Below are 19698 nucleotides of genomic sequence, written 5' to 3'. Positions count from 1 at the left end.
TCGGGGGTCAGGCCTTCGGCGGGCAGGTCGCCGTGAAGGTGGTGCTGCCGGAGGCGGCCTCGTTCGGGCTCACGACGACCAGCGCGACCGAGCCCGAGGTCTCGGAGGCGCCGTGGGTGCCGCCGATGCCCCAGGTCACGTTCAGGCTGCCGTTCACCTGGCGCTCGAGCGTCTCGTGCTCGCGCTTGCCGTTGATGACCCAGTAGTACTTGACCGTGGCCGGGCCGGTGCTGGTGAGCGTGGCCTGGAAGTCCACACCCGGGCCCCGGTTGTCGGCGCACATGTCGTTGCGCTGCCCCGCGACCGTCACGCTGGACACCGAGACCTTGGGCTTCGGCGCCTCGCACGCGGCGTAGGACTGCGTGATCGAGTCGGTGTTGCGCGGCCCGGAGACCGTCAGCGTGATCCGGCCGCCCTTGGTGGCGTAACCACTCAGCGCCTGCTCGTCGAGCTGGACGTTACGGGTGCCGCCGTGGCGGAACCAGACGTCGTCGGTCTTGACGGTGCGGCCGTTCAGCTTCCACGCGTACTCGACTCGGCCGCGGGCGGTCGAGCTGACGTTCGCGTGCGCGCTGACCGCGCAGGTCTCGTGGTTGGTCGCCGTCACCAGGCCGGAGACGGACACGCGGGGAGCCGGAGCCTCGTCCTGGCAGACGACCTTGTAGTAGGCCCTGTTGGACACGGCGTGGCCCGGACGCAGGACCTCGAGCTTGGCGTAGCCGCGCTGGCTCTCCCGGGGGGAGATGCCGAAGCCGACCCGCTTGCTGCTCCACACCTTGGTCTTGCCGTAGTCGACGACCTCGCCGTTGAGGATCCAGCGGTACTTCACCCAGGCCGGCTTGTTGACCTTGATCACGCCGCCGAAGTGGACCTTGTTCCCGGGGGTGCAGGACCCGACGTAGGTGCTCGGGCTGGCCCAGGCGCGGGCGGAGACCCGGAACCGGTTGCTGAGCTGGTCCTCGTCGATGACCTTCGACTCGGCGCAGGTGACCGAGAAGTGGCTCCTCTTGGAGGTCACCTTGCGCGGGCTGAGGACCTGCAGGGCCTCCCAGCCCTCGACGTCCTCGCCGAAGGTGTTGGACTGCGACACCTTGACGTACTTGGTGCCCTTGCCGCTGAGCTTGATCGTCTTGACCTTGCTCGCGGACCCGTCACCGTGCAGCCAGCGGTAGGCCAGCGTGGTCCTGCCGGTGAGCTTGACCTTGATCTTGGCCGAGAACGAGACCTTGGCCGGACAGGCGCCCACGTAGCTGCGGTCCGCGGTCGTCGGCGTGGACACCGAGACCTTGGGCTTGGCCTTCGAGGCGGACGCCGTGGCCGCGGTGGCCGCCTGGGCCGGGGTGGCGACCAGCCCGATCAGGCCGGCCAGCATCGCGGCGGAGGCGCCGAACGCCGCCGCCCGACGCGCTAACGGTGATGATGACTTCATGGTGAGAGTGCTCCATTCCGTGAGGGAAAAGACGCGCTCGGGAACGGTCGCCACGCCGACACCATACGTGTCCGGCAATATGGCAAAGCCCCCGTAATGCCCCTTTACCTAAGCACAATACTGATTGCACACTCAACACGATGCCGAACGTGAAATGTCCGATTTAGCGGCGCTTTTTAGGCTATGGACCACGCAATTCCGTCGAGGATGTCGTGCTCACTGACCACGACCTGCGAGAACGCGAAGCGGCGCATGACGGTGTCGAGTATCAGGGCCCCCACCCCGATGACATCGACCCGCCCCGGATGCATCACCGGAATGCCGGCCCGTTCACCATGGGTCATCGTCAGCAGCCGCCGCGTGACCTCGTGGACCTCCTCGGCGGTGATGTGCGCGTGGTGGATCCGGTCACGGTCGTAGGCCGGCAGGCCGAGCGCGATGCCGGCCACCGTCGTCACCGATCCCGCCAGCCCGACCAGCGTGTGCGCCCGCTCCACGGCGACCGTCTCGGTCACCTTGTCGAGCGCGGCCTCGATGTCGGCGGCCACGGCCTCCAGGGCCGCCGCCGACGGCGGGTCTCCGGCATCGCGCAGGTGCCGCTCCGTCAGCCGCACGCAGCCGATGTCGACGGAGAGGGCCTGCTCGGCGTGGCGCGAGCCGAGCACGAACTCGGTGGAGCCGCCGCCGATGTCCACCACGAGGTAGGGCCCCATCGGACCCTCGGGGTGCTCGGTCTCCGGCGACAGGTGGAGCAGCCCGCGGGTCGCGCCCGTGAACGACAGCTCCGCCTCCTCGTCGCCGCTGACCACCTCCGGCTCGACGCCGAAGATCTCGCGCACCCCGTCGACGAACTCCTGCCGGTTGGCCGCGTCACGCGTCGCGCTGGTCGCCACCACTCTGGTGCGCTTGGCGCCGTGGCGGTCGATCAGCTCGCGGTAGCCGCGCATCGCGGCGAAGGTGCGCTGCGCGGCCTCGGCCGACAGCCGGCCGGTCTCGTCCACGCCCTGCCCCAGCCGTACGATCTCCATCCGCCGCTCCACCTCGGTGAGCGTGTCGTGCGGGATGTCGGCGACGAGCAGTCGTACGGAGTTGGTGCCACAGTCGACGGCGGCTACACGCATGGTCCGTCACTCCACCAATCGGGGAGGGCATCGAGCGCCTCCCGGCCGAACGGGTTGGTCCCGGGGGCGGCCAGCTCGTGCGCGACGAGCGCGTGCAGGCACTTGACCCGCGACGGCATGCCCCCGGTGCTCTGCATATCCCGCGGAAGCGGCTCCATGCCGGCGTCCTCGGCCGCCTTGTCGCGCCGGGCGACGTAGTCGTCGTGGGCGGCCTGGTAGCGCGCGGCCAGCTCGGGATCGTCCGCGAGCCTGGCCTGCATCTCGCGCATCAGGCCGGAGCCCTCCAGCGTGCCGATGGCCGAGGCCGCCCGGGGACAGGTCAGGTAGTAGAGGGTGGGGAACGGCGAGCCGTCGGGCAGCCGCGGCGCGGTCTCCACCACGTCGGGGTTGCCGCACGGGCAGCGGTGCGCCACCCCGCGCAGTCCTCGGGGCGGGCGGCCGAGCTGCCGCCGCACCGCCTCCACGTCGCTGTCCCGCACGCCCTCGGCGGGCTTGGGCTCAGGGCTGTCCAACGGTCTCCTTCTCCCCCGTGCCCGCCTTGCGGCCGGTGCCCGCGTCGGCGGCCTCGACGGACTTCCACAACGTCTGGTACCACGGCGGCGCGGGCGCGGCCTGCCTGACGGCCGTCTGCGACGTGCCCGGCTCGGCCTCCATCACCACGTAGCACTTCTCGCCCGGGCCGCAGTAGTGCAGGCGCTCCTTGGCGATGCGCTTGATCCAGTTGGGGTCGCGCACCTGCCGGGCCTGCGCCTCCAGAGCCCGCCGGTCGGCCTCGACCCGCGACTTCTCCGCCTGCAGCTCCGCGATGGCGCGGCGCTGGGCGATGTACTCGCGCACCGGATAGGCCAGGCTCATCGCGATCGCGCACACCACGATCGCCAGGATGGCGGCCCTCCCGGTCAGCTGCGGCCTCTTGGCCATGCTCCGCGTCCCCCCTCGTGCGTGCGTCCGGCCCCCGTCCGACCCGTGCGCCCGGTCCCGGCACCCGGTCCCGGCACCCGGTCCGTGTCCGGTCCGCGCGCCCCGTCCACGTCCGTGTCCGGTCCGCGCGCCCCGTCTCCGTCCGTGGCCGGTCCGTGCGTCCGGTCCGGCCGTACGGGCCCGCGACCGGTCGCGATCACGGGCCCGTACCCGGAAACTACCGCCGGAAGCGCGGGAAAGCCGCGCGACCGGCGTAACGGGCCGCGTCGTCGAGGAGCTCCTCGATGCGCAGCAGCTGGTTGTACTTGGCCACGCGGTCCGAACGGGCCGGCGCGCCCGTCTTGATCTGGCCGCAGTTGACCGCCACGGCCAGGTCGGCGATGGTCGTGTCCTCGGTCTCGCCCGAACGGTGGCTCATCATGCAGCGGTAGCCGTTGCGGTGGGCCAGCTCGACGGCGTCGAGCGTCTCGGTCAGGGTGCCGATCTGGTTGACCTTGACCAGCAGCGCGTTGGCGGTGCCGCTGCCGATGCCGCGCTCCAGCCGCTCGGGGTTGGTCACGAACAGGTCGTCGCCGACGAGCTGCACCCGGTCGCCGAGCGTCTCGGTGATGGCCTTCCAGCCCTCCCAGTCCTCCTCGTCGAGCGGGTCCTCGATGGAGACCAGCGGGTAGTTGTCGACCAGGTCGGCGTAGAAGGCGATGAGCTCCTGCGCCGACAGGCCCTTGCCGTCGATCGTGTAGACGCCGTCCTTGTGGAACTCGGTCGCGGCCACGTCGAGGGCCAGCGCGACGTCCTCGCCGGGCGTGTAGCCGGCCCGCTCGATGGCGACGAGGATCAGGTCGAGCGCGTCGCGGTTGGACGGCAGGTTGGGCGCGAAGCCGCCCTCGTCGCCGAGACCGGTGGCGTAGCCCTTCTCCTTCAGCACCTTCTTCAGCGCGTGGTAGACCTCGGTGCCCATGCGCACGGCCTCGCGGAACGTCGCCGCCCCGATCGGCGCGATCATGAACTCCTGGATGTCGACGTTGGTGTCGGCGTGGGCGCCGCCGTTGAGGATGTTCATCATCGGCACGGGCAGCACGTGGGCGTTGGGCCCGCCGAGGTAGCGGAACAGCGGCAGGTCGGCGCTGTCGGCGGCGGCCTTGGCGACGGCCAGCGAGACGCCGAGGATCGCGTTGGCGCCCAGCTTGGACTTGTTGGGCGTCGCGTCCAGGTCGATCATGATCTGGTCGACGATCCGCTGGTCCTCGGCCTCGACCCCGTGGATCTCGTCGAAGATCTCGTCGGTGACGGCCAGGACGGCCTTCTCCACGCCCTTGCCGCCGTAGCGCTCGTCGCCGTCACGAAGTTCCACGGCCTCGAACTGGCCGGTCGAGGCGCCGCTGGGCACCGCCGCACGGCCGCTGCTGCCGTCGTCGAGCACCACCTCGACCTCGACCGTGGGGTTGCCCCGGGAGTCGAGGATCTCACGAGCGTAAACGACCTCGATGGTAGCCACGGGATGCGCTCCTAAGTCCGAAAAGGCAATATGCCTTCAGAGCCTATCGGTACCGCCGCCGGCCACCGCAGGGTCCACGCGGACACCGTCAGCGCCCCACCCGGACGATCGGCTCGGTGACGGTCCCGGGCGGCGCCGGAGCGCCGACGTCGGTGCGCCAGGCCAGTCCCAGCATCACCCCGCCCAGCAGGAGCACGGCCACCCCTCCGGCGGCGAGCGCGCGCCCGCGGGGCGACAGGCGCCGCCCCGGCCCCGCGTCCGCTCCCCTGCCTTCGACCGGGTACGTGCCGTCGCCGCCCTCGTACCGTTCGAGATCCTCGTACCGTTCGAGGTCCTCGAACCGGCCGCCGCCCTCGAACCGGCCGCCACGCTCGTACCGTGGGCCACGCTGGTACCGGTCCAGGAGGTTCCCGCCGCCGTCCATGAGGGCGTCCAGCACACCGGCCGCCGACGGGCGGGCCGCGGGGTCCTTGGCGAGGCAGGCGGCCAGCAGCGAGCGCAGCGGCTCGCCGACCCGTGAGAGGTCGGGTTCGGCGGTGAGGACGCGGTGCACGACCGCCGGGATCGACCCCCCGGCGAACGGCGCGCGGCCGGTCGCCGCGTACGCCATCGTGGCGGCCCAGCCGAACATGTCGGAGGCGGCCGTCGCAGGCTCGCCCGCGATCTGCTCCGGCGACATGTAGGCCGGCGTGCCGACCACGGCGCTGCCGCTGGTGCCCGCCTCCACAGCCGTGGCGATGCCGAAGTCGATCACCCGGGGCCCGTCGGGGCCGATGAGGACGTTGCCGGGCTTGAAGTCGCGGTGCACGATCCCGGCGCGGTGGATCGCGACGAGGGCGGCCACCGTGCCGACGGCCAGCCGCTCCAGGCCGCCGCCCCGCCGGGGCCCCTCCCTGGACACCAGCTCGCGCAGCGACGGGCCGGGCACGTACTCGCTCACGATGTACGGCCGGCCGTCCACGAGCCCGGAGTCGAGCACCCTGGCCGTGCAGAAGGCGGCCACCTTGCCCGCCAGCACGCACTCCCGCAGGAAGCGACGCCTGGCGCGCTCGTCGCCCAGCAGGCGCGCGTGCAGCACCTTGACCGCCACCCGCCGGCCGGTCGGGTCCTCGCCCAGGTAGACGCTGCCCTGGCCGCCGTCGCCGAGGCGGCCCACGAGCCGGTAGCCCGCCAGCTCGCGCGGCTCTCCCCGGAGCAGCTCCCGCACCCGCGCCATCGATACCTCCCCGTCGACCGGGGCAATCCTGGCATTTCCGATCAAGGCGTACCAGCGGCGCGCCGGGTCAGGCCTGGTGCGTCTCCCAGGCGTGCACGCGCTCCCGGTAGGAGCGGGCGGCGGCGCGCAGCTCGGCCTCGGCGTCCACGCCGGCCCGCTGGGCGCGGCGCACCAGGTCGAACAACTCCCGGCCGACCCCCTGTCCGACCGTCGAGGCGAGGCTCTCCGGCGCACCGGCCCGTTCGGCGCGGCGCAGGAGCTGGGCGGCCAGCGACAGGGCGGGCTGGCCCAGCGGCACGCCGTCGAGCGCGGAGGACCGCTCGCCCTTGGCGGCCCGCTCGGCGGCCTTGATGGCCTCCCAGTTGTCGCTGACCTCGTCGGCGCTGTCGGCCCGCACCGAGCCGAACACGTGCGGGTGCCGCCGGACGAGCTTGTCGACGATGCCGGCCGCCACGTCGTCCATGTCGAAGCCCTCGGCCACCTTGGCGTGGAAGACCACCTGCAGCAGCAGGTCGCCGAGTTCCTCGCGCAGCGCCGGGTAGTCGCCCTGCTCGATCGTCTCGAGCACCTCGTAGGCCTCTTCGAGCAGGTACGGGACGAGCGACTCGTGGGTCTGCCCGCGGTCCCACGGGCACTCGGCGCGCAGCCGCTCCATGACGGCGACCAGGTCGAGCACGCGGGCGCCCGGCAGGTCGTACGAGCCGGGGACGACCTCGATGACCGGCGGGTCGTCCAGCGCGATCGCCGCGTGCCCGAGCGCGCGCATGAACTCCTCGTCGGACCCGCGGCCGTCGGCCAGCCACACCACCGTGCCCTCGACCGCCTCGCGGGCCAGCCGCGCGGCGTCGGGCTCCACGACCGTCACCTCGACCCCGGCCTCCGCGAGGTAGGGCAGCTGGGGATGGTCCTCGGCGCCGGTCAGCACCCGGCCCGACCCGAACGCCCGCCACGCCTGGTGGCTGAGCAGGCCGGGCGCTACCCGCGGGGAGGTGGTGACGACGATCAGCGGCACGGATCGGCCCCGTCAGCCCTGGGCCGGCTGCTGGTTCTGCTGGACCAGCTTGCCGAAGCGGCCGGTGTCGACGAAGCCCTGCTCGTTGGTGAACTGGCCGTAGCGGGGGCTGTAGACCATCTTGATCGCGCCGAACTCCTGCTGGAGCCTGGCCTGGGCGTTCTGGTCCTCGGGGCCGCCGAACTGCCGCTGCAGCTTGACCACGCCCAGCTCGGCCCGCAGGTACGCGCGAGCGTCGGCCGGCGAGACGCCCTTGGCCAGCAGGTTGATCTCGGGCGACTGGTACTGGCCGGGGTCCTTGAGCCCGTTGTCGACCTCGGCCTCGCTCACCTTGATGTTGTGCTTGGCGGCGAGCTGCTCGAACGCGCTCTGGTTGGCCATCCGCGTCAGCACGAACTGGGTGATGGGAGCGGGCAGCTGGTCGGGCTGGATGCCGGCCCGCTTCAGCGCCGCCTCGTACTCCTGGACGTTCCTGTTCAGGTCACTGGCCGAGATGCGCTCGCCGCCCACGACGGCCGCCGCGCCGGCCTCCATGGGGGAGGAACAGGCGGTCAGCGCGACGAGGCTCGCACCCACGGCGGCAGCGGCCACAGCCGCTCGAATCGACTTCACGTGCGTCCCTTTCCGACAAAAACCCCGGCTAGCTTACCCGTGCGGGCTCGAGGAACATCGCCTCGACCAGGTCACCGCACCATTTGAGCAGGTCGAGGTCGCGCAGCGGCTGCCCGCCCAGCGGCTTGGTCTTGGGCATGGGCACGAGCAGCGTCTCCGCGGCCTGCTTGTAGACGGCCTTCTTGTACAACCGGTCCAGCCTGACCTGCTGCGACTCCCTGAGCCTGGCCGGGCCGAACTTGATGTTCGGGCCCTGCACGGTGACGTCGGTGAGCCCGGCCCGGCGCGCCTTGATGCGGAAGCGGGCCACCTCCAGCAGGTTGTCCACCTCGACCGGGGGCTTGCCGTAGCGGTCGGTGAGCTCGTCGCGCACCTCGCCGATGTCGGTCTCGGTGGCGATGGCGGCGATCCGCTTGTACGCCTCCAGCCGCAGCCGCTCGGAGGTCACGTAGTCGTGCGGGATGTGCGCGTTGATGGGCAGCTCGACCTTGACGTCGTGCTGCTCCTCACGCGTCTCGACACCCGACAGCTTGTCCTTCTGCTCCTTGACCGCCTCGGCCATCAGCCGCACGTACAGGTCGAAGCCGACGCCCGCGATGAAGCCCGACTGCTCGGCGCCCAGCACGTTGCCGGCGCCGCGGATCTCCAGGTCCTTCATCGCGACGTACATGCCGGCGCCCATCTCCGTGTGCTGGGAGATGGTCGCCAGCCGCTCGTGGGCCGTCTCGGTCAGCGGCTTCTCCGGCGGGTAGAGGAAGTAGGCGTAGCCCCGCTCCCGGCCCCGGCCGACGCGGCCGCGCAGCTGGTGGAGCTGGGACAGGCCGTAGTTGTCGGCGCGGTCCACGATCAGCGTGTTGGCGTTGGGCACGTCGAGACCCGACTCCACGATCGTGGTGCACACCAGCAGGTCGTACTCGCGCTCCCAGAAGCCCACCATGATCTTCTCGAGCTGCGTCTCGTTCATCTGCCCGTGCGCGACCGCGACGCGGGCCTCGGGCACCAGCTCACGCAGGCGGGCGGCCACCCGGTTGATCGAGGCCACCCGGTTGTGCACGAAGAAGATCTGGCCGTCGCGCATCAGCTCGCGCCTGATGGCGGCGGCGATCTGCTTCTCGTCGTACGGCCCGACGAACGTCAGGATCGGGTGGCGCTCCTCCGGCGGGGTGAGGATGGTGGACATCTCGCGGATGCCGGTCAGGCCCATCTCCAGCGTGCGCGGGATCGGCGTGGCCGACATGGCCAGCACGTCCACCTGGGTGCGCAGGTGCTTCATGGCCTCCTTGTGCTCGACGCCGAAGCGCTGCTCCTCGTCGATGATGATGAGGCCGAGGTCCTTGAACCGCACCTCGGGGCTGAGCAGCCGGTGGGTGCCGATGACCACGTCCACGGCGCCGGTGCGCAGCCCGTCGAGGGTGCCCTTGATCTCGGCGTCGGTCTGGAAGCGCGAGACCGGCTTCAGCGTGATCGGGAAGCTGGAGAAGCGCTCGGTGAAGGTGGACATGTGCTGCTGCACGAGCAGCGTGGTCGGCACCAGCACGGCGACCTGCTTGCCGTCCTGCACGGCCTTGAAGGCGGCGCGCACGGCGATCTCGGTCTTGCCGTAGCCGACGTCGCCGCAGATCAGCCGGTCCATCGGGACGGGGCGCTCCATGTCGCGCTTGACCTCGTCGATGGCCTCCAGCTGGTCGCCGGTCTCGGCGTAGGGGAACGCGTCCTCCATCTCGCGCTGCCACGGCGAGTCGGGCGAGAACGGGTGACCCGGCGAGGCCATCCGGGCGGAGTAGAGGCGGATGAGCTCGCCGGCGATCTCCTTGACCGCCTTCTTGGCCCGCGACTTGGCCTTGGCCCAGTCGGCGCCGCCCATCCGGTTGAGCGTGGGCGCCTCGCCGCCGACGTAGCGGGTGACCTCGTCGAGCTGGTCGGTGGGCACGTACAGGCGGTCGCCCTTGGCGTACTCGATGACGAGGTACTCGCGGGTGGCGCCCTGGACCGTGCGCTGCACCATCTCGACGTAGCGGCCGACGCCGTGCTGCTCGTGCACCACGTGGTCGCCGACCTTGAGCTGCAGCGGGTCGACCATGTTGCGTCGGCGCGAGGGCAACCGGCGCATGTCCTTGGTGGACGCCTTCTGGCCGACCAGGTCGAGGTGGGTGAGCACGGCCAGGCCCGGCGTGACGAAGCCGTGCTCCAGCAGGCCGGTGGTGACGTGCACGACCTTCGGCTCGGGCGGCGTGTCGAGGTGGCCCCGCAGCCGGGCCGGGACGTCGACGCCCTTGAGCACCTCGACCATGCGCTCGGCCGGGCCGTGGCCCTCGCTGAGCAGCACGACCGCCTTGTCCTCGGCAAGCCAGCCCTTGACGTCGGCGAGCGCCCGCGCGGTGTCGCCCCGGTAGGCCTCGGAGTCATGGGCGTCGATCTCGACCCCGGCGCCGAACGGCGCCATCGACCACCACGGCAGCCCGAGGACGCCGGCGTGGTCGCGGATCTCGTCGAGCGTACGGAAGGCGGCCGCGCCCAGGTCGATCGGGGCCTCGCCGCCGGCCGCCGCGTTGATCCAGGACGCCTCCAGGAACTCCTGGGAGGTGCGCACCAGCTCCTCGGCCCGGCCCCTGATCCGCTCGGGGTCGCAGACGAACACCGCGGACCTGGCGGGCAGGTGGTCGAGCAGCAGGTCCATCTCTCCGGCCAGCACCGGCGCGAACGCCTCCATGCCCTCCACCGGGACGCCCTCGGCGAGCTGGTCGAGCACCTCGGCCAGCGCCGGATGCTGCTCGGCGAGCTCCCGCGCCCGCCGCCGGACCTCGTCGGTCAGCAGCAGCTCGCGACAGGGCGGCGCGAACAGGCCGCCGTCGGCCGCCTCCAGCGAGCGCTGGTCGGCCACCTTGAACCAGCGGATCTCCTCGACCGTGTCGCCCCAGAACTCCAGTCGCAGCGGATGCTCCTCGGTCGGCGGGAAGACGTCGAGCAGCCCGCCGCGCACCGCGACCTCGCCCCGCTTCTCCACCATGTCGACCCGGTGGTAGCCGTTGTCGACCAGCCGTGCCACGACCTCCTCGAGATCGGCGTCGTCGCCGGCGCGCAGCCGGATCGGCTCCAGGTCGCCGAGCCCCCGCACGATCGGCTGCAGCAGGGCGCGCACCGGCGCGACGACCACGCCGAGCGGGCCGGCCGCTTGGTCGCCCTTGACGGGGTGCGCCAGCCGCCGCAGCACGGCCAGCCGCTGGCCGACGGTGTCGCTGCGCGGCGAGAGCCGCTCGTGCGGCAGCGTCTCCCAGGCCGGGAAGACCGCCACCGTGGACGGCTCGACCAGGCTGGTGAGCGCGGCGGCCAGGTCTTCGGCCTCGCGGCCGGTCGCGGTGACGGCCAGCACCGTGCGCCGGTCGTGCCCGGCGAGCGCGGCGACGCCGAACGGCCGCAGCGCGGCGGGCGCCACCAGCGTGACGTCGCCGCCCTCTTCGAGGGCGGCGGCCAGCTTCGGGTCGGCGGCAACAAGGTCCAGCAGTCCGGAAAGACTCATCAGATACGCCCACAGCCCCACGACGGCAACACGACTACCCCCGGCCGGGTCGGGTCGCGGGGGTCTCAGCCATCAAGGGTACTTCCCGGCCGCGCCCTCCGGCGCCTCCGGGAGGCTTCCTGGGCGCTCGGCGGGACCGCGTAACCGGGCACGGACGGCCAGCGCACGGTGAGCACCACCGAGTCCTCCTCGGCGCGCCAGGAGTGGTCGACCCCGCGGCCCCACACGACGTAGTCGCCGCGCCGCTCCAGCAGCACGCTACGGCCGGGCAGCTCGACGCGGAAGCGGCCGCTGATCAGCACGAGCAGCGCGGTGCGGGTCTCCCCCGCGGTCCACGCGGCCCGCACGTCACCGGCCGCGTGGACACCCCATTTGATCTCGACGTCCGTGCTGTGGCGGGGGTCGCCGCCGGCCTTGAAGTGCCCGAGCAGCCAGCCGGCGTCCTCGGCCGCGTCCAGGTCGGCGTTTCCCACATATACGGTCACGGCCGAGGACGCTAGCAGGCAAATCCCGTACGTAACGCCACGAGCTGATTACTCTAAGTGACATGTCTGAAGTGCGGTCGGTCGCCCACCGAGGCGACCTGTTCCATGAGCGGGTTCGCGAGCAGTGGGCCGGGCAGCTCGGCCGGCGGCTCGACGTGCTGGTGGCGGGGTGCGCGCACGACGAGCCCCTGACCCTGGACCGGATCGACACCAGGATGACGGGCGTCGACGAGGACCTGCCGGTGATCAGGAGCGTGGTCGAGGAGCGGGCCGACCTGGAGCGGTGCATCCTCGGCGACCTGCGGTCGATGCCGGTGCCGCCCCGGTCGGTCGACGTGGTGCAGGTGTCGTTCCTGCTGGAGCGGATCCGGCACGCGGAGCTGGTCCTCGACCGGCTGCTGCTGACGCTGCGGCCGGGCGGGCTGGTGCTGCTGCGCATGCGCGACCGCGGGTCGGCGTACGGGCTGTGCGAGCGGCTGACGCCGTCGTGGCTGCGCCGGCTGCTGTGGCGCCGACTGGTCCCCGAGGGCCGGCCCGGTCCGCTGCCCGCCGTGTACGAACCGCTCACCTCGCACGACGGCATCCACGCCTTCTGCCTCAGCCGCGGCCTGCTGATCACCGACGACCGCACGGTCACGAGCGGACCGGCGCTGTGCCGGGTGGGCCGGACGGCCGTCCGGCTGGCCGACCGGCTGACCAGGGGGCGCTACCCTTCGACACACGACGAGATCGTCATGGTCATCAGGAAGCCGCAGAACCACTTCGCCAGGCTCATCTAGCGACCCGCGGCGGCCGGCCGCTAGACTTGTTTCCTACCAATTCAATCGGAATAGTTGGGATGGCGGAACGTGGAGTGGACCCCCGGCGCCCGGGAGCTGGCCGACCTTGAGCTGCTGCTGTCCGGAGCGTTCCACCCGCTGACGGGCTTCCTCGGCCACGACGACCTGCACGCCGTCCACGAGCGCGGCACGCTCGCCGACGGCACGCCCTGGCCGGCGCCCGTGACGCTGCGCCTGCCCGACGAGGCCGCCCCCGGCGACGAGGTCACGCTGCTCGACCCCGAGGGGGTGCCGCTGGCCGCGCTCACCGTGACCGAGCGCGGCCACGACGGGTTCGCCGCCGGTCCGGTGCGGCCGCTCGGCGCGCCGGAGCACGGCCCGTTCGCCCGCCTGCACCGCACCCCCGCGCAGGTGCGCGAGGAGCTCGGCGGGCGCGCGGCGCTGGCCGTCACGATGCGGGGGCCGCTGGACGACCTGGCCGAGATCGCCGCGACGGCCAAGGAGCTCGACGCGGTGATCCTGCTGCTGCCCCTCTCCTTCGGCGAGTCCGGCCCGGCGGTGGTGCGGGCCGCGCTGCGGGCCAGGGAGCAGCTCCCCGCCGGCACGCTGGTGGTGCCCGTCCCCCTCGCCCCGCGCGAGGAGCCCGAGATCGACCTGGAGCTGCGCGAGCACGTCGCCACCGCCTACGGCGCCGCCGAGCACCTGGCGGGACCCGAACCGGTCAGCATCCCCGGCCCGCCCCACCGCAGGGGGCTCGTGGTGTTCTTCACCGGACTGTCCGGGTCCGGCAAGTCGACGATCGCCCGCGGCCTGCGCGACGCGCTGCTGGAGCTCGGCACCCGGACCGTCACCCACCTGGACGGCGACGTGGTGCGCGCGCTGCTGTCGAAGGGCCTGACGTTCTCCAAGGCCGACCGCGACCTCAACATCCGGCGCATCGGCTTCGTCGCCGCCGAGGCCGCCCGTCACGGCGGCCTGGCCATCTGCGCCCCCATCGCCCCCTACGCGGCCACCCGCGCCGAGGTGCGCGAGATGGTCGAGTCGGTCGGGGCCGACTTCCTCCTGGTCCACGTCGCCACGCCGCTGGAGGAGTGCGAGCGACGTGACCGCAAGGGACTGTACGCCAAGGCCCGCGCCGGGCTCATCCCCGAGTTCACCGGCGTCTCCGACCCCTACGAGGAGCCGGACGACGCCGACCTGGTCATCGACACCACGCACATCTCGATCGAGGCGGCCGTCACGCAGGTGCTGGGCGCCCTCCGGAGCGGCGGCTGGGTCCGTTGATGGACGTCCCCCTGATCATCGGTTCCTTCCTCGTGGCCATCGTCGTCGGCCTGACGGGCATGGGCGGCGGCGCGCTCATGACGCCGATGATGATGCTGTTCTTCAACGTCCCGCCGCTCGCCGCGGTCTCCAGCGACCTGGTCGCCTCCGCGGTGATGAAGCCGGTGGGCGGCGTCGTGCACCTGCGCCGGGGCACGGTCAACCTGAGGCTGGTGGCCTGGCTGTGCGCCGGGTCGGTGCCGGCGGCGTTCTGCGGGGTGTTCGTGGCCCGCGCGTTCGCGGTGGGCGACGGCGTGAAGTACGCGCTCGGCGTGGCGCTGCTGCTGGCCGTGGCGGGCCTGGTCGCCAAGACGCTGATCGGAGGGAGAGGCGGCACGGCGCGGGCCGCCGACGTCGCCGTACGCCCCATCCCGACCCTACTGGTCGGTACGGTAGGCGGGCTGATCGTCGGCATCTCCTCGGTCGGTTCGGGCTCGCTCATCATCGTGGCGCTCGTCGCGCTGTATCCCATGCTCAAGGCCAACGAGCTTGTCGGCACCGACCTCGTGCAGGCCGTGCCCCTGGTGACCTCGGCGGCGCTGGGCCACCTGCTCTTCGGCGACTTCAAGCTCGACCTCACGCTGTCGCTGCTGCTCGGCGCGATCCCCGGCGTCTACCTGGGCGCCCGCGTCTCCTCCCGGGCGCCGGGCGGCCTCATCCGGGCGATGCTCGCGATCGTGCTGCTCGCCTCGGCGCTCAAGCTGCTCGACGTGGACAACACGGTCACCCTGTGGATCCTGCTGGCCGCCGTGGCCGTCACCGTCGCCGGGCGGCTCTGGCAGGTCAGGGCCGCGGCACGCGAGTCGAGCGAAAGCGCGGATCTCGCGCGAGCTCGCTGAATGCCCGCCGGGCCTCCGGCTCGGTGTCGAACCTGGTGTCCCCACGCGGCGCGTGCGGCGAGTCGAAGTAGACCAGCGCCTTGATCTGCGGGTACGCGCTCATCCGGGCGCGTACGGACGCGAAGAACCGCCGCTTGAACGACCGGTCGCCGGGCCGCTCGAACACCCCCCACTCCGCCACCATGACCGGCTTGCCGGGAAAGTGGAGCTGCGTCCACCGGTAGAAGCCCGGCCAGCGGGCGTACTCGGGGCGGGTCTTGTTGACCAGGCCGTCGAAGTCACGGACCCGGCCGTCGGCGTAGGGGTCCATCGCCACCCAGTCCACCACGTCGTCGCCCGGGTACAGCTCGCCGAACCACGGCTTGGCCGCCCAGTTGGGCGCGCCCATGTACGTCATCACCGTGACGGCGTTGCGCACCCCCTTCTCCCGCAGCCGCAGCACCACGTGGCGGTACATGGCGGCGTAGTCGGCCGCCTGCATGCCCGAGCCGGGCCCGGGGACGACGTCGTTCTCCGGCTCGTGGTGGATGGTCAGGAAGAACCGCTCGGGGAACGTCCGGCGGATGTGCGCGGCCAGGCGGTCGATGCGCCGGTCCACGGCGCCGTCGGAGATCTCCGCCCAGGTGTGCTCCATCGACGGCTTCCAGTTGACCAGCAGCAGCCGCGGCCCGTGCCTGTCGCGGGCCAGCCGGATCTCACGCTCCGTGGGGAACAGTTCCTTGCCCCGGTGGTAGACGTGCACGAGGTCGGCCCGCGAGCCCATCCTCGCCTCGGCCCCGCGCAGCGCCTCGTCCACGGGCACGCCGGTGAAGACCTCCGGGGCCAGCCCCCACCAGGCCCCGCACGACGGGATGAGCCTGTCGGTGACCGTGCAGGCGGGCGCGCCGCTCGGCGCCGCCTGGACGGGGCGGGCCTCGGGCCCCGCCTGGGTCGCGGGCGCCGGCCGCCCCTCCCGCGCGGACGCCGGTGGGCGGCCGTCGCCGCCGCCCGAGCACGCGGTGAGCGTGGCGAGCGTCAGCGCGGCCAGCGTCGCGGCCCTGTTTCGTGAAATGCCCGGTCGCAGCAAACCGTCCTACCCCCTTTTTTCGAGGACGCCCGTTCGTCAAACCTGAACCATGCCATGCCGCTCCCCTCGTTCGGGCGCGTTCTCGCTGGTAGGACTCCTGACCAAGCCCCATCATTTGTCCATAAATATCGTTATAAAGCAGGGCGGAATCGCGGCCCGTACGGCAGAAAATCTTCTGTATTCGGCCATGGCGAGATCCACCCCGCCTATAGTGGGCGGACACCTCGGCCGTGACGCTGCGTCGCCATGTCGCGACGCCACGCACACACTCCAGGGAGCCACATGAGCCTGCCGCCGGACTCCCCGGGCCGCCGGTCCGGCACCGATCTCGGGGAGCACCTGTCGCTGCTGCGCCGGCGCCGGGTGCTCTTCGCCGGGTTCGTCCTGGTCGGTGGCGCGGCCGGGCTGGCGGCGCAGTGGCTGACGCCGTCCGCCTACACCGCCACCACCCAGGTGCTGGTCGCGCCGGTCGGCGTCCAGGAGCAGACCAACCAGGTCACCGCCCGCCAGCGCGAGCCGCTCAACCTCGACACCGAGGCGCAGGTGGCCCAGTCGGCCGTCGTCGCGGCGCGGGCCGCCAAGCTGCTCGGAGCCGCCGAGCTGGAGCCGGTCGAGGTGACCGTGCCGCCCAACTCGGCGGTGCTGACGATCTCCGTCACCGCGGCGACGCCCGGCGGGGCGGCCGCCCAGTCGCGCGCCTACGCCGCCGCCTACCTCGCCAACCGCGCCGCCGGCGCGCAGGCGGCCCTCGCGCTCCAGCAGCGGGCCATGCTCGCCAAGCTCCGGCAGGTCGACACCGGCCTCGACACCGTCACCGAGGAGCTGGCCGTGCTGCCGCGCGGCAGCGCCGAGCACACCCGCGCCCTGCACCGGCAGAGCGTGCTCGTCCGCCAGGCCGCCAGCCTCACGCTGAAGTACGACGCGCTCAAGACCACCACGGTCACGCCGGGCTCGGTCATCAGCGACGCCGTCCCGCCGCGGGAGCCCAGCTCCCCCAGCCTGCCGCTGCACCTCGGCACGGGGCTCATGCTCGGGCTGCTCGCCGGGACGGCGGCGGCCCAGGTGCGCGACCGGCTCGACACCCTGCTGCGCGCGCCGGCCGACGTGGAGCGCCTCACCGGTCTGCCCGTCCTCGCCGTGCTGCCCGGCCACGGCGACGCGCGCACGTTGCACGACCTGGCCTCCACGGTGATCGCGGCCTGTCCGGGCCGGCGGCTGCTGGTCACGGGCGTGCCCGCCGGGCATGGCGTCTCCCTCGTGGCGGGCACGCTGGCCGCGCGGACCCCGCTGTCGGTCCTCGACGGCTCCGACGTGGGCGACCTGACCAGGGCCGACGCCGCCGTGCTGACGGCCGGGCTCGGGGTGGCGACCGCCGAGCAGGTCACCGAGGCGGCCCGCCGCCTGCGCAGGCACCACGTGCCCGTCATCGGGGTGGTCGCCACGGCGGGCGAGTCCGCGGCCCCGGACCCCGTGCCGCCCCGTCAGCACACCCCGCTGGGCAAACTCGTCGCGGGCCCCGAACGGAGCACCGACCCCCGCCTGGCGTCCGTGGCCGGCCGGTCCCGCCGGCCCCGCGGCACACCGTCGTGACCGGAGCCGCCTGGCCCGGCGCCGGGCAGGCCGTCCTGCCCGGACCCGCCCGGCCGGACACGCGGCGCGCCGCCCTTGTCGGGCCCGCCTGGCCCATCGCGGCGCTGCTCGTCGGCTACCCCGTGTGGTGGGCGCTCGGCCTCGGCGGGCTGTCGGTGATCCTGCTGGCCGTCCCGATGGCGGCCATCCTGTGGCGGCGCCGGCCCGTCCGGGTGCCGCGCGGTTTCGGGCTGTGGCTGCTGCTGCTCGCCGGTTACGCGCTGAGCGCCCTGATGCTGTCGGAGATGCCGCCCGACACCTACGGCGAGCTGGGCGCGGGCCGGATCATCGGCTACGTCATGCGGCTGGCGCTGTACGTGTCGGTGCTCGTCGTGGTGCTCTACCTGGGCAACCTGACCGAGCGGGAGCTGCCGCAGCTGCGGCTGGTGCGGATGCTCGGCGCGCTGTTCGTCACCACGGTGGCGGGCGGGCTGCTCGGCGTGCTCGCACCGGACTTCTCGTTCACCTCGCCGGTCGAGACGCTGCTGCCCGACTGGATCGGCGGCAACCCGTTCGTCCAGAACCTCATCCACCCCACCGCCGCTCAGACGCAGAAGGTCCTCGGTTACGCCTCGCCGCGCCCCGAGGCTCCGTTCGAGTGGGCGAACGCCTGGGGCAGCAACATGTCGGTGCTGCTGATCTGGTTCGTGGTCGGCTGGTGGGTGTACGGCGGGCGGCTGCGCAGGGCCCTCGCCGTGGTGCTGCTCGGCCTGGCCGCCGTCCCCGTGGTCTACTCGCTGAACCGGGGCCTGTGGATCGGCCTCGGCCTCGCCGCGCTCTACGTCGTCGTCCGGGTGGGCGGCCGGACCAGGGCGGCGGTGTGCGCGGCGGCGGCGACGGGGGCGCTGGTGTTCGCGCTCAGCCCGCTGTCGGCACTGGTGGCGCAGCGGCTGGACAACCCGCACTCCAACGACATCAGGGCCTTCACCGTGTCGGCGACGCTCAGGGCGGCGACCCGCTCGCCGGTCATCGGGTTCGGCAACACCCGCAACGCCATGGGCAACCACCGCACGATCACCACCGGCAAGACCTCGTGGTGCACCGGCTGCGGCCATCCTCCGCTGGGCAGCGACGGGCAGCTCTGGCTGCTGGTCATCACGCAGGGGTTCACCGGGGCTCTGCTGTACGTGGCGTTCTTCCTCGGCGCGATCCGGCGCCACTGGGCCGACCGCAGCCCGATCGGCCTGGCCGGCGTGCTGGTGATGGGCCTGGTGCTGCTCTACATGTTCGTCTACGACGGCCTGGTCACGCCGCTCATCCTCTACCTCGTCTCCTTCGCCCTGCTGTGGAGGAACTCCCCGTGAACCGGAGGCGCTCCAGGTGAACGACGCGACGCTGCGGCTGCGCTATCTCGACGAGACGGTGCGGCTGCTCTACCCCGGCACCGGGCCGGACCTGCCGTACAGCGTGCTGCCGCACCCGCTGCTGCCGCGCCGGCTCGCGCCGCGCCGGTGGTGGCACGCGGGCCCTCGGGTGACGCTGCCGGCCGGCGGGTCGATCGCCGCCCACCTCGGCGAGGTGTTCGGGACCCCGGTGCGGGCCGTCCTGCACGTACGGCCCGCCCGGCGGGCCAACCGCAAACCGGTCCTGGAGGCGTGGGCGGACGGCGGGCTGCTGGCGTACGTCAAGGTCGGCGTCACCGCCGGGGCCCGCGAGCTGGTCGCCCACGAGGCGCGGACGCTGGAGAGGCTGGCCGGGCAGCCGCTGAAGACGGTCGTCGCGCCCACCGTGCTGCACCACGGGCGGTGGCGCGGCCTGGAGGTGCTGGCCGTCTCGCCACTGCCCGTGCCGCGCCGCCTCCCCGGGCGGCGGAGGGTGCCGGACGCGCTGCTCGCCCGGGCCGTCCGCGAGATCGCCGGCACCGGCGGCGAGCAGGGCGACGCCTGGCACGGCGACCTGTCCCCGTGGAACGTCGCGCCCGGCGCCGACGGGCGGCTGCTGGTGTGGGACTGGGAGCGCTACGCGGTCGGCGTGCCCTACGGGTTCGACGCCGTGCACCACTTCTTCCAGCGGGCGCTGCGCCGGATGGACCCGCCGACGGCCGCGCGGGCCTGCCTCGCGCAGGCGGTCCGGCTGCTCGCGCCGTACGGCGTGTCAGCGGCGCGGGCGCGGCGCACGGCGCTGCTCTACCTGATCGCGCTGGCCGACCGGCACGCCGCCGACGGGCACAGCCCGCTCGGCCCGCCCGAGGTCTGGCTCAACCCGCTCGTCGACCATCAGGAGCTGATCACGTGAACGTCGCGAAGCAGGCCGT

The 19698-nt window shown here is 72.7% G+C and carries 17 protein-coding genes; 6 read left to right on the top strand and 11 right to left on the bottom strand.

Features of this window, described 5'->3' with window-relative positions:
• Positions 1 to 7: 7 nt before the first annotated feature.
• The 10 genes from CXR44_RS22895 to CXR44_RS22850 all read right to left on the bottom strand — a co-directional run bounded on the left by CXR44_RS22895 (position 8) and on the right by CXR44_RS22850 (position 11808).
• On the bottom strand, positions 8 to 1429 hold the full coding sequence (locus tag CXR44_RS22895; RefSeq protein WP_144070055.1) for a hypothetical protein: 1422 nt from the start codon (positions 1427 to 1429) through the stop codon (positions 8 to 10).
• Between the two features lie 176 nt (positions 1430 to 1605).
• On the bottom strand, positions 1606 to 2550 hold the full coding sequence (locus CXR44_RS22890) for a Ppx/GppA phosphatase family protein (RefSeq protein ID WP_101788153.1): 945 nt from the start codon (positions 2548 to 2550) through the stop codon (positions 1606 to 1608).
• Positions 2541 to 3062, bottom strand: a complete 522-nt coding sequence (locus CXR44_RS22885; RefSeq protein ID WP_397024643.1) for a DUF501 domain-containing protein — start codon at positions 3060 to 3062, stop codon at positions 2541 to 2543. The genes CXR44_RS22890 and CXR44_RS22885 overlap by 10 nt, the downstream gene beginning before the upstream one ends.
• Positions 3049 to 3471, bottom strand: coding sequence for an FtsB family cell division protein (locus CXR44_RS22880; protein ID WP_101788152.1), 423 nt, complete (start codon positions 3469 to 3471; stop codon positions 3049 to 3051). The genes CXR44_RS22885 and CXR44_RS22880 overlap by 14 nt, the downstream gene beginning before the upstream one ends.
• A 217-nt stretch (positions 3472 to 3688) precedes the next feature.
• Positions 3689 to 4966, bottom strand: coding sequence for a phosphopyruvate hydratase (eno, locus tag CXR44_RS22875; RefSeq protein ID WP_101788151.1), 1278 nt, complete (start codon positions 4964 to 4966; stop codon positions 3689 to 3691).
• A gap of 88 nt (positions 4967 to 5054) precedes the next feature.
• Entirely contained in the window at positions 5055 to 6182 is a 1128-nt protein-coding gene (locus CXR44_RS22870; RefSeq protein ID WP_101788150.1) for a serine/threonine-protein kinase, read from the bottom strand.
• Between the two features lie 67 nt (positions 6183 to 6249).
• Positions 6250 to 7194, bottom strand: coding sequence for a nucleoside triphosphate pyrophosphohydrolase (locus CXR44_RS22865; protein ID WP_101788149.1), 945 nt, complete (start codon positions 7192 to 7194; stop codon positions 6250 to 6252).
• A 12-nt stretch (positions 7195 to 7206) separates the two neighbouring features.
• Entirely contained in the window at positions 7207 to 7806 is a 600-nt protein-coding gene (locus tag CXR44_RS22860; protein ID WP_101788148.1) for a SurA N-terminal domain-containing protein, read from the bottom strand.
• A gap of 28 nt (positions 7807 to 7834) precedes the next feature.
• Positions 7835 to 11323: a transcription-repair coupling factor gene (gene mfd / locus CXR44_RS22855; protein WP_101788369.1), complete on the bottom strand. Its 3489-nt coding sequence runs from the start codon at positions 11321 to 11323 to the stop codon at positions 7835 to 7837.
• 65 nt (positions 11324 to 11388) lie between these two features.
• On the bottom strand, positions 11389 to 11808 hold the full coding sequence (locus tag CXR44_RS22850; protein ID WP_245899337.1) for a cupin domain-containing protein: 420 nt from the start codon (positions 11806 to 11808) through the stop codon (positions 11389 to 11391).
• Between the two features lie 62 nt (positions 11809 to 11870).
• On the opposite strand from CXR44_RS22850, the gene CXR44_RS22845 reads away from it, so the two are divergent.
• The 3 genes from CXR44_RS22845 (at position 11871) to CXR44_RS22835 (ending at position 14749) form a co-directional block, all read left to right on the top strand.
• Positions 11871 to 12587, top strand: coding sequence for a methyltransferase domain-containing protein (locus CXR44_RS22845; protein ID WP_101788147.1), 717 nt, complete (start codon positions 11871 to 11873; stop codon positions 12585 to 12587).
• Positions 12588 to 12656: 69 nt separating this feature from the next.
• Positions 12657 to 13871: an adenylyl-sulfate kinase gene (gene cysC / locus CXR44_RS22840; protein WP_101788146.1), complete on the top strand. Its 1215-nt coding sequence runs from the start codon at positions 12657 to 12659 to the stop codon at positions 13869 to 13871.
• The gene (locus CXR44_RS22835) at positions 13871 to 14749 is read left to right on the top strand and encodes a sulfite exporter TauE/SafE family protein (RefSeq protein ID WP_101788145.1); all 879 of its coding nucleotides are present in this window, start codon (positions 13871 to 13873) and stop codon (positions 14747 to 14749) included. Before cysC ends, CXR44_RS22835 begins: the two co-directional genes overlap by 1 nt.
• Here the strand turns inward: CXR44_RS22835 and CXR44_RS22830 are convergent.
• A complete protein-coding gene (locus tag CXR44_RS22830; protein ID WP_245899336.1) occupies positions 14694 to 15815 on the bottom strand; it encodes a glycoside hydrolase family 26 protein in 1122 nt (373 codons plus the stop codon). The genes CXR44_RS22835 and CXR44_RS22830 overlap by 56 nt on opposite strands.
• 282 nt (positions 15816 to 16097) lie before the next feature.
• Here CXR44_RS22830 and CXR44_RS22825 point away from each other — a divergent pair, with 282 nt between their 5' ends.
• Genes CXR44_RS22825 through CXR44_RS22815 form a run of 3 tightly spaced genes read left to right on the top strand, consistent with a single transcriptional unit; the run spans position 16098 to position 19679 of the window.
• Positions 16098 to 17405, top strand: coding sequence for a Wzz/FepE/Etk N-terminal domain-containing protein (locus CXR44_RS22825; RefSeq protein WP_180903656.1), 1308 nt, complete (start codon positions 16098 to 16100; stop codon positions 17403 to 17405).
• A complete protein-coding gene (locus CXR44_RS22820) occupies positions 17402 to 18748 on the top strand; it encodes a hypothetical protein (RefSeq protein ID WP_245899335.1) in 1347 nt (448 codons plus the stop codon). Before CXR44_RS22825 ends, CXR44_RS22820 begins: the two co-directional genes overlap by 4 nt.
• 16 nt (positions 18749 to 18764) lie before the next feature.
• The gene (locus tag CXR44_RS22815) at positions 18765 to 19679 is read left to right on the top strand and encodes a hypothetical protein (protein WP_101788143.1); all 915 of its coding nucleotides are present in this window, start codon (positions 18765 to 18767) and stop codon (positions 19677 to 19679) included.
• The last annotated feature ends 19 nt before the right edge of the window (positions 19680 to 19698 follow it).

Origin of the sequence: Nonomuraea indica (assembly GCF_002850745.1) — a bacterium.
Classification (GTDB): Bacteria; Actinomycetota; Actinomycetes; order Streptosporangiales; family Streptosporangiaceae; genus Nonomuraea; species Nonomuraea indica.
The sequence above is the reverse complement of the archived record's forward strand: the minus strand, read 5'-3'. Positions and strand labels throughout refer to the sequence as shown.